This is a genomic window from Bacillus sp. 05T31 (assembly GCF_056396725.1).
Genome location: NZ_JBFTMA010000815.1, coordinates 1 through 1,766, shown reverse-complemented (window position 1 = coordinate 1,766; position 1,766 = coordinate 1). Strand labels below are relative to the sequence as shown.

Below are 1,766 nucleotides of genomic sequence, written 5' to 3'. Positions count from 1 at the left end.
AGTAAAGTCTAATACGTGTTTACTAAAGGAATTAAAAGAAAAACTTCCAGAATTTTTTACAGAGAGCAAATTTGATGCAGAGGGCATGCTGATTGAAGAAGCAGAATTTGACTTAGAAAAGTTTCAACGTGCCTTAAAAGAAAGGAATATTAATGAGTTAACAAGCGGATATCAACTAGAATTTATCGGGAAAGATTACGCAAAAAAACAAGCGGGGGAACATGCAACAACAGTCATTGTTCCGAATAATGACCATAATAATTCAGATGAAAATAAAAAAAGTAAGAATTTATTTTTCACAGGTGATAATTTAGAAGTATTGCGTCATTTGCAAAATAATTATAACAATTCTATCGATATGATTTATATTGATCCTCCATATAATACTGGAGATGATGGATTTATTTATCCAGATAAATTTGAATTTAATGATGAAACTCTTAAAGATATGTTTGGCATGAATGATAAAGAATTTGAAAGATTGAAGAGTATTCAGGGAACAGCAACTCATTCTGCTTGGTTAACTTTTATGTATCCGAGATTATGGCTAGCGAAAAGGTTACTTAAGGAGAATGGAGTTATTTTATTATCAATAGACGATAATGAACAATCTAATTTGACACTACTTCTCAATGAAATATTTGGTGAAGGGAACAAGTTACCTCCATTTACATGGCAAAATAAAAAAGGTGGAGGCAATGATTCGACGCATGTTGCGGAGGAAACTGAAGTTGTTCTTGTTTATGCAAAGAATATTAATCTCGTTCCAAAATTATTTGAGTCCTATAATCCGGAGTATGTAAAAAGATACAAAGAAGAAGATGCCCATGGAAGGTTTTATTGGGACACATTTAAAAGGAAATCAGGAAAACAATACTATCCAATAGAGGCTCCGGATGGAACTATCCTACAATATGATGAACAGGGAAATGAAATTAGTTGGTTAAGGTCAGAAGGGAGATTTTATCAAGATTTAGAAAATGGTGAAGTAAAGTTTGTGAAAAATAGAGCAGGTGAGTGGAATGTGCATTTTAAACAACGCATTCCAAACGGTAAAAAACCTAGAAGTATCCTTTCAGATAAAGGGACTACTGCTTCAGGTAGTCAAGAAATCCTTAATTATTTTTCAAAAGAAGTGTTTAGTAACCCTAAACCAACGACCTTAATAGAATATTTTATCGAAGTATTTACTGATGACAAAGCTATCATATTAGACTTTTTTGCAGGCTCAGCAACGACTGCTGACGCAATAATGAAATTAAATGCAGCTCAACAATGTGAGAGGACATTTATTTTAGCTCAATTAAATGAGCTTACATACAGTGTTAATAGCGATGGGGGAGTAATACCTAAAAATGATATCGTAAGTAAAAATGCTTATAGTTTAGGGTATATGTCTATTGATGAGATTAGTCGGGAACGAATTAAAAGGGCAAACCAAAAAATTCAAAAAGAAGCAGGTTTAACGCTTTCTGAGAAATTTGATGGTGGATTTAAACATTATCGAGTGATTTCTTCAGAACAACCAACGTTGGATGATTTGGAATCATTTGATATTGAATCTGGTTTGTTCAAAGATTCGAGTGGACAACTCAACCAGCTATCAGAAAGTGGATTTGACGATATGATTCAGCCGTTTTCTTCGAAAGGGTTAAAAGTTGATGGCAATGCTAGTGGAGAGGACACGATTATAACAACTTGGTTAGTATCAGATGGTTATAAAATGGGGGTAGATGTTGAAAGAATTAATTTAAATGGTTATCAAG

1 protein-coding gene is annotated in these 1,766 nt (G+C 33.2%); it reads left to right on the top strand.

Annotated elements, in window-relative coordinates:
* On the top strand, positions 1-1,766 hold a 1,766-nt coding region (locus AC1DJR_RS28650; protein WP_477004117.1), incomplete at both ends, for a site-specific DNA-methyltransferase.